The 8,610-nt window shown below is 45.9% G+C and carries 7 protein-coding genes, 1 tRNA gene and 1 other RNA gene; 7 read left to right on the top strand and 2 right to left on the bottom strand.

Annotation, left to right across the window (positions count from 1 at the left end):
* Positions 1–274 precede the first annotated feature (274 nt).
* From ssrS to IM322_RS21515, 3 genes are all read left to right on the top strand, one after another.
* A non-coding RNA gene (gene ssrS, locus IM322_RS21525) (6S RNA) lies at positions 275–462 on the top strand.
* A 182-nt stretch (positions 463–644) separates the two neighbouring features.
* Positions 645–2,021 carry an NAD(P)/FAD-dependent oxidoreductase gene (locus IM322_RS21520; protein ID WP_287677319.1) on the top strand — a complete coding sequence of 459 codons (1,377 nt, stop codon included), beginning with the start codon at positions 645–647 and terminating at the stop codon, positions 2,019–2,021.
* Between the two features lie 56 nt (positions 2,022–2,077).
* Positions 2,078–2,332: a hypothetical protein gene (locus IM322_RS21515; RefSeq protein ID WP_287677317.1), complete on the top strand. Its 255-nt coding sequence runs from the start codon at positions 2,078–2,080 to the stop codon at positions 2,330–2,332.
* Between the two features lie 22 nt (positions 2,333–2,354).
* On the opposite strand, the gene ccmP is transcribed toward IM322_RS21515, so the two are convergent.
* Complete coding sequence (ccmP, locus tag IM322_RS21510) at positions 2,355–2,996, bottom strand: beta-carboxysome protein CcmP (RefSeq protein ID WP_287677315.1); 642 nt, start codon at positions 2,994–2,996, stop codon at positions 2,355–2,357.
* Between the two features lie 288 nt (positions 2,997–3,284).
* Between ccmP and IM322_RS21505 the strand changes: the two genes are divergently transcribed.
* The 3 genes from IM322_RS21505 to IM322_RS21495 all read left to right on the top strand — a co-directional run bounded on the left by IM322_RS21505 (position 3,285) and on the right by IM322_RS21495 (position 6,340).
* Positions 3,285–4,331, top strand: coding sequence for a glucokinase (locus tag IM322_RS21505; protein ID WP_287677313.1), 1,047 nt, complete (start codon positions 3,285–3,287; stop codon positions 4,329–4,331).
* A gap of 319 nt (positions 4,332–4,650) precedes the next feature.
* A tRNA-Gly gene (locus IM322_RS21500) sits at positions 4,651–4,722 on the top strand.
* A gap of 121 nt (positions 4,723–4,843) precedes the next feature.
* The gene (locus tag IM322_RS21495; protein WP_287677311.1) at positions 4,844–6,340 is read left to right on the top strand and encodes a serine/threonine-protein kinase; all 1,497 of its coding nucleotides are present in this window, start codon (positions 4,844–4,846) and stop codon (positions 6,338–6,340) included.
* Positions 6,341–6,364: 24 nt separating this feature from the next.
* Here IM322_RS21495 and trmD read toward each other — a convergent pair whose 3' ends face one another.
* Complete coding sequence (gene trmD, locus IM322_RS21490; protein WP_079208345.1) at positions 6,365–7,060, bottom strand: tRNA (guanosine(37)-N1)-methyltransferase TrmD; 696 nt, start codon at positions 7,058–7,060, stop codon at positions 6,365–6,367.
* A gap of 373 nt (positions 7,061–7,433) precedes the next feature.
* On the opposite strand from trmD, the gene IM322_RS21485 reads away from it, so the two are divergent.
* Positions 7,434–8,288 (top strand): cyanophycinase, encoded by an 855-nt coding sequence (locus tag IM322_RS21485; protein ID WP_061433142.1) that lies wholly within the window; start codon positions 7,434–7,436, stop codon positions 8,286–8,288.
* The last annotated feature ends 322 nt before the right edge of the window (positions 8,289–8,610 follow it).

Raw genomic sequence — 8,610 nt, 5'->3', positions numbered from 1 at the left:
TAGCTCAGCATCCCCAGAAAACCCAGTTGTTTGACTTCCATTCCCGCGAAACCCACTGTTCAAACCCTTCACTCCATTTTGAAAGGCAAGAGTAAGACGGGTTCTGTATTCTGTGCTACCGTTTGCATTGGGAATTGCTGGTTGTTGGCAGGCTTTTTGGCTGTGATCGGTAAACAGTAAACTGAAAACTCAAATCTGATCACTGATAACTGATCACTGATCACTGAATCGCCCCTCTTGCCTCTGAGAAAAAAAAATGCTACGATAAAACTAAATCGGGCTTCTACGTTGGTGACTGCCTTTCAAGTTTTTTGATCTATGCTTGATTGTGATAAGGGAGCAAATAACCAATTCGTGTGGTAGTAAACCGAGCTTGTACTCGGAAACAGAAACGCGGAATATAAGTTCCCACCTGGTTAACCCAGGTCATAAACTTAGGTAAAACGGCGTAGCGGTCTTTTCAAGTTTTTCGAGCATATCAGAGTCCCTGTACTTCGTTGGTTTTGCCCTCCTCGCTGGCCAAAAAAGCCAGTATCTATATTTTTTTCTAGGTTAAAGACTGCTGTTTTCGGTAACGCTTGTCACCGCTAAATTGTGACAATCCGGACTACACTAGGGAAAAATTTATGAATTATTGTTAAGCAATGACTGAAAAACAGCCAAGAGTTGTTATCATCGGCGGCGGATTTGCGGGTTTATACACGGCCAAAGCCCTAAAAAACGCCCCCGTTCATGTTACCCTCATCGATAAGCGAAATTTCCATCTTTTTCAGCCCCTCCTCTATCAAGTCGCTACTGGGGCGCTGTCTCCGGCCGATATCTCCTCACCTTTGCGCTTAATCCTACGGGGCCATGAGAATACAGATATTCTCCTCGATCACGCCATAGATATAGATCCGGTCAAGGGAGAAGTGATCTTGGAAGATCACCCGCCGATCGCCTACGATCAGTTAGTTATTGCCACGGGAGTCAGTCATCACTATTTTGGCAATGATCAATGGCAACCCTACGCCCCCGGGTTAAAAACCATTGAAGACGCAGTGGAAATGCGTCGTCGCATCTATCTCGCTTTCGAGAAGGCCGAGAAAGAAATCGATGCCGAAAAGCGGCAAGCTTTATTAACTTTTGTTATTGTCGGTGGCGGACCGACGGGGGTAGAATTAGCAGGTGCGATCGCCGAAATTGCCCACGGTGCGCTTAGGTCGGATTTTCACCAGATTAACCCCACAGAAGCGAAAATTTTGCTCTTAGAAGGGATGGATCGAGTATTACCTCCCTATGCCCCCGATTTATCCGCTAAAGCTGCCGCTTCTCTCACAAAATTAGGGGTGACAGTCCAAACTAACAGCATCGTTACCAATATTGTTGAAGGTTGTGTCAGCGTCCGTCAGGGAGAAAAGACGACAGAAATCGCCGCCGAGACAATTTTATGGGCAGCAGGGGTAAAAGCATCAAGAATGGGGCGAATTTTGGCCGAAAGAACCGGGGTAAATCTCGATCGCGTCGGCCGGGTAATCGTTGAACCGGATTTAAGTATCGCCGGTTATGCCAATATTTTTGTGATCGGGGATCTGGCTAATTTTGCCCATCAGGGAGATAAACCTTTACCCGGAATTGCCCCCGTGGCCATGCAGGAGGGCGAATATCTAGCGAATTTATTAATTTCTCGCCTAAAAGGGCAAACTATTCCACCTTTTCATTATATCGATCGAGGTAGTCTGGCAGTTATCGGCCAAAATGCGGCCGTGGTTGATTTGGGATTTGTCAAGTTTTCCGGGTTCATCGCTTGGTTAGTCTGGGTTTGGGCCCATATTTACTATCTGATCGAATTTGATAATAAATTAGTGGTGATGGTGCAATGGGGTTGGAATTATTTTACCCGCGGTCGTGGCGCTCGTTTGATTACGGGAGAGGGGCAAAATTTAGCTTCTGGACAATTGCCGCAAAATAACGGACAAAATAATAATCTAGCCGTTTCTAGCCAGACGGAAACTCTCTCTCCACCGATTGTGAAAGTGTGAAAAAATAGCCGTGATTATCCAGTTATCAGTTAGCAGGTAAGAACAATCGATCGATAATGAAAATAGAACGTCCTAACAGTCTAAAAATTACCCCAGAGGAAAGCCAAGAATTAGAATATTTACGAGTTACAATTGAACGAGCGATCAAAGATGGTGTGATCACAAGAATAGAATTTGAATCGATTAAAATGATCATGTTTTCTAACAAGAAAAACAATCCCGACCAAATCCTTCGTCAGGTGACACTCTATCGCAACTTAGTCGTTGAAAAACTGAATAATAGCGAACTAATTTTTGAATCTCCTCAATAGGGCGAAATCCTGTTGTCTTGTCTTATTCTTTTTTGTCGCTACCGGGAAAAACTCGACCTTGAATATTTTCTAAAGCTGAAACTGCCGCCCTGGAACCAGCGATAATATCTCGTTCTTCTCCCCCTAAATATAAGCGGCCAAAACTGCCCACGGAAGTAACGTGTAGGATATTAATTAAAGCGGCTTTTTCGGCCTGATTAGCGGCCAGGGAAGCGTAGGCGGCCGGTTGCACTTCTAGAACGTATAAAGTCTGTCCCGCCATTAACATCATACCCCGAGAACTCCGGTTAATTAATTGGGCTTGGTAAGCGTCAATGTTGCGAATAATTTGGCTGGAGACAATTTGCGGTTTCAGACAATCGCGCTGACTAACGCCTAAATACTGCAAAATTGCCTGACCGGCCGCCCTTACCTCTCCCTGACTGCTAGAATGGAGTTCTAAGAGTCCATAGAGTCGTTCTACGAATAGAACCCCCGGACGAACCACGGCGGATTTGAGGGCAATATCGGTGATGCGATTAATCTCGATGCCGGGGGAAATTTCAATCCAGAGGGAAGCATCCCCGGGTAAGGGTAAAAATCCTTGGGCGACTGTACCGATGTAAGCGGCGTGTTGAAGCTGTAAATTGTCAAGATAAACGTAACTGCGAAGTTCTACACCCACGCTAATTTCTCCCTCTCTGGTCTATCTTAAAAGTTATGGGGACAGTGATAGCTTCTGCCGCCCTATCGATCGCCTTGAGGCGACAGTTAGACCTAAAATGTCTTTAAGTCCCGTTTCTGTCCTCTGGCAAATCCCCATTCCAACCCCGGAGCGACGATTAATCAATCCTTAATTAGGGCTTAGGCATTACCATCTTTCACTATAGTATAGAATTAGCGGCCTTTAAATTTGCCTGGTAGAAAGGGTAAAAAACTATAATTATGGGGACAAACTAAGGGAAAAACCAGCATGACGATTCTTTTAGGGGGAGATATCGGGGGAACTAAAACAATCCTGCGTTTAGTGGATTGCCAAAACTCATCGGATAGTCCCCAACCCCGGCTAATTACTCTCGATCAAGAAATTTATCCTAGTAAACAATACCCCGATCTGGTGCCGATCGTCCAGCAGTTTTTAGCCCGACAAACCACTATTCCCCCAGTGGAAAAAGCTTGTTTCGGTATTGCCGGTCCAGTGGTTAACAATAGTTCCGAATTGACTAATTTAAGTTGGTCTCTAACTGGCGATCGCCTAAGCCACGAGCTGCAGATTGAGCGAGTAAAATTAATTAATGATTTTGCGGCGATCGGTTATGGGGTGTTAGGATTAGCCCCAGAGGAGCTGCACAATCTACAGTCGGCCCCAGCAGTACCAGAGGCCCCGATTGCGGTTATTGGTGCAGGAACTGGGTTAGGAGAGGGTTTTTTGATTCCTATCTCGAAGGGTAAATATCGGGTGTTTGGTAGTGAGGGTTCCCACGCCGATTTTGCCCCTCGATCGAGTTTAGAATATCAACTATTAAATTATCTCTTGGATCTCTATAATATCGAGCGCATTTCGGTGGAGCGAGTGGTTTCCGGGCAAGGAATCACTTCTATCTATCGATTTCTCCACGATAGTAACTATAGTCAGTCATCACCGGCCATGACGGAAATTTACCGCACTTGGTTAGAAGAAATGGGTAAACCGCAAAAAACCGTCGATTTAGCGGCTAAAATTGCCAGTTTTGCCCAAGATGACTCGGATTATCTCTGTTATCAAACCATGAAAATCTTTGTCGAGGCCTACGGTGCGGAAGCGGGCAATTTAGCCCTCAAGTTGCTTCCCTACGGAGGATTATACATCGCGGGAGGGATTGCGGCCAAAAATCTTCCCCTAATGACCGAGGGTAGCTTTATGAAGGCTTTTCGGGCTAAAGGTCGGATGAGGGAGCTATTAAGCAATATTCCCGTTCATATCGTCCTTAATACCGAAGTGGGACTAATGGGGGCAGTTTCCTGCGCTAGTCAGCTTTGAGCGAGGGTTGACTGGATTTTACCAACAGCAGCAGCGATTAAGGCAAGCGATCAAAAAATGTTCTCCATCACGGTTTTCCTGCCCTTGGCCGTGCTTGGGGGGGCTTAGATGTTATTTTTGGGGTTTATCAACAAAAGCCGCTAGAAAGCCGAAAAAATGCCGAACAACAGCTAGAAAAAGCCCTACTGTCCTGTTAGGAAAAAATGTTAAATTGCGACCGGGCCAGTTTTGCTGACAAACTGCACTGGTGCGGTGATGGAAAATAGCCTAGAGCAGTTGCTCTGGCTGGGGGGTCAATGCTATGATTAGGAAGACTTTTGCGGGTATAGTTCAGTGGTAGAACGTCACCTTCCCAAGGTGAATGTCGCGCGTTCGAGTCGCGTTACCCGCTTCTGACGACAATTGATGTAATATATGAATTAACTGGCAAGATGGGCATGAGCAAGTTAACCCCTTTGGTTGTTAACCGTCCCGTCAAGCTGCTCTAGGGTAAAGATAATCCTATCGCTACCATGAAACTAATTATCGGGAGACGTTACCAGGTTATTAAACCCCTAAGTCAAGGGGCTTTTGGTCAAACTTTTTTAGCCCAAGATAACTATCGCCCCGGCCGTCCTCAATGTGTGGTCAAACAGTTAATGCCCCAAGTGGTTAACGAAGTTACTATAGGATTATTTGAGAGTGAGGCCAGAGCTTTAGAAAAACTCGGCCATCATCCTCAAATACCGCAATTTTTCGCCAGTTTTCAGGAAAATAAGTCTTTTTATATCGTTCAAGAACTTATCGATGGTCACGATCTTAGTCAGGAAATCTCTAAGGGTAAGCGTTTAGAAGAGAGTCAGGTAATTCAGTTATTAAAAGATATCTTGGAAGTTCTGGCTTTTGTCCACCAAAATAAGATCATTCACCGAGATATAAAACCCAATAATATTATCCGTCGCCACGAGGGCAAGTTGGTTTTAATCGACTTTGGCGGAGTCAAACAAGTGGGGACTCAATGGCTAAAAGCAAAACAGACCAGTGTGTCCATTGGGATTGGCACCCCTGGCTATATGCCTAGTGAACAGGCGCAAAATAAACCGCGATTGTCTAGCGATGTCTATGCCGTGGGAATCATCGCTATTCAAGCCTTAACTGGTCTCAACCCGACGCAATTTCCCGAAGATGCCGAAACCGGAGAAATCGCTTGGCGCAATCAGGCCGATGTTAGAGATGATCTAGCAGTTATTATCGATAAAATGACCCGTTATGACTGGCGCCAACGCTTTCCCTCGGCAGCAGAAGTTTTAGATGCCATAAAACAGTTACTGCAATTGCGTCACCAACAAGCTTTAATCAGGGAAATTTCACCAGAGGATCTGTTTTATCGCGGTAACGCACACCTCGATTTGGGGGAGCATCTGGAAGCAGTTCAATTGTATCAGCAGTCCCTGCGAAAAAAGCCCAATTTTGTCAATGCTTGGTATAATCGGGGTCTGGCCTTGCAAAGATTGGGGCGTTTTCCCGAAGCTTTAGGGTCTTTTAATCAGGTAATTCAATTAGAGACTAATAATGCTCGGGCTTGGTTTTATCGCGGCATCGCTTTAGCTAATTTACGACAAATCAGCGATGCGATCGCATCTTGGGATAAGGCAATTCAACTGCAGCCAGATTATCTGGAAGCATGGCATTACAAGGGCATGATTTTATGTCGGATGCAACGTTATGCGGAAGGTATAGCGGCTTATAATCAGGCCCTGGCCATTAAATCCGATGCTAATGTTTGGTTTAGCAAGGGCGAAGCTTTACGGGAATTAGAACGACTCAGTGAAGCGGTCGCCGCTTATAATAAGGCTTTACAGTTACAATCCCAAAAGGCTGAGGCATGGTATCAACGGGGTTGTTGTCTCTACAAGTTAAAATGTTTCTCGGAAGCAGTGGTTTCTTTTAACCAAACCCTACAACTAGAGCCTAGCCATCAATTCGCTCTCCAACAACGGAATTTAGCCCTTAATCACCTGAAATTGTAGGCAGCGAGCCAGCATTTTGGGGGATTAATCCTGTTCCTCTAGCCATTTTTGCCAGATATCCGGACGACGTTCCTTAGTGCGATCGAGTTGTTGTTGATAGCGCCAATCAGCGATATCCTGATGATTACCCGATCGCAAAACCGGCGGCACTTGCCAACCGCGAAAGACCGGCGGCCGAGTATATTGGGGATAATCCAATAAACCTGCCTCAAAACTCTCCAATTTCAACGATTCTGCCTTACCTACCGTCCCAGGTAACAACCGCGTCACCCCGTTAATAATCGCTAAAGCAGGGATTTCCCCACAAGTTAGGACAAAATCCCCTAAAGATACCTCTCTAGTCACCAAATGCTCACAAACCCGCTCATCTACCCCTTCATAATGCCCACAGATGAGAATTAACTGCTGATAACTACCGGCCCAAGTTTTCAGTAAAGCTTGATTGAGAGGTTCCCCCTGGGGAGTCATCAGCACGATCTCCCGGGGTGGTAAAATTTCTAAAGACTCGATCGCCTCAAAAATTGGCTCTGGTTTTAATAACATTCCCACACCGCCACCGTAGGGTTCATCATCGACACGACGGTGTTTATCGTGGGCAAAATCCCGGAGATTGACCAAATTTACCCTAGCGATGTCGCGTTCGAGAGCTTTTGCCAACAACCCCGACTGCAGCGGTGAAGTAAAAAAATCGGGAAAGAGAGTAATAATGTCAAACTGCACGGGGAAAATTAAGGCCTAGACTGGGATAGTGTTTAATGTATCATTTTGTCACGGTTCGATCGGTTAAAATCTTGCTAATTTGGCGCTAGTCTATCTCGATAACATGATAGACTATGCTGTACTGTCTAGGGGTTTTTCTGGCTCTAGCTTGAGTGATCGAAGTCTAGCCTAGACTTAAAGTTAACTAACAGTCCGTCATTGGCAGTGGATCGAAGAAAATTGCTAAAATCGCCTCTACTATTGCTTGATGTCCCGAAAAATATTCCTAAACCGCATTTTTTTCCGTCAACCGTTCAGGGAAAATAACATTAAAATACTTGTCCATCTTCCCGAAAAACCTTCCATCCCTAAAAATGTCTATTCGTTCAGTGACATGATCATCGAGCTAGAAACCCAACACCACGAAAATCCTACCCCCATATCTCTCAAAACGGCGATTTTAGTCATTGGTGGTGCCGAGGATAAAGTCCACGGTAAAGAGATACTGCACACCTTTTGGAATCGCGCCGGGGGTAGCGAAGCGGTGATCGCTATTGTTCCCTCCGCTTCCAGAGAACCGGTTTTAATTGGCGATCGCTATCAGAAGATTTTCGAGGAAATGGGAGCAAAATACGTCAAAGTTATCGATATTCGCGATCGTGTACAGGGAGAAGACCCCCAATTTCAAGCCTACATCGAAGAATGTACGGGTGTATTTATGACCGGAGGCGACCAGCTGCGTTTATGCGGTTTGCTCTCCGATACCCCCCTGATGGAAAGGATCAGACAAAGAGTGCAACAGGGAGAACTGACTCTGGCCGGAACTAGCGCCGGGGCCGCCGTTATGGGTCATCACATGATTGCTGGGGGCAGCAGCGGGGAAGCACCCAATCGGGCCCTAGTAGATATGGCCATGGGATTAGGTCTCATTCCTGAAGTCATTGTCGATCAACACTTCCACAATCGCAACCGCATGGCCCGGTTAATGAGCGCTATCTCCGGTTATCCCGAACGTTTAGGAATTGGCATCGATGAGGATACCTGCGCTATGTTTGAGCGGGATGGCACGATGACGGTAATCGGCTGCGGTACGGTGACGGTAATTGATGCCAGGGCAATGTCCCACACCAACCACCATCACGTCACCGCTAACGAACCCCTGAGTCTGCATAATCTGCGGGTACATATTCTTGCCTACGGTGATGGCTATCATCTCAAAAAACAGCAAGTGATCGCTAAATTAGGGTAAAAAAACTCCTGAAAAACTGTTTATAGTGAACAGTTTACTAATCTCGGAAAACCAGACAATAAACAACGGCTTCTTTGTGCTTCTCAACAGCGAACATCAGCTATATCGTCACTAACCCCGCCCTAAAAGCGACGGGGCTTGCCTAAACCAATTTAGGCGACGCAAGTAGAGACTACCGCATCGAGACACAATCTGGCACAGACTTCCGAATGCTTCCCTAGTTCGGATTCCCTCTCAGCTTTATTGGTAAAGCGTTGTTAGACAAGACATCTTGATTGTGTTGCGGAAAGGGACCTTAACTTTACTCTTAAGGATTATCTCC

This window comes from Microcystis sp. M109S1 (assembly GCF_020247025.1).
Taxonomy (GTDB): domain Bacteria; phylum Cyanobacteriota; class Cyanobacteriia; order Cyanobacteriales; family Microcystaceae; genus Microcystis.
Note: the sequence above shows the minus strand (reverse complement) of the source record. Positions and strands in the feature narration are given on the sequence as shown.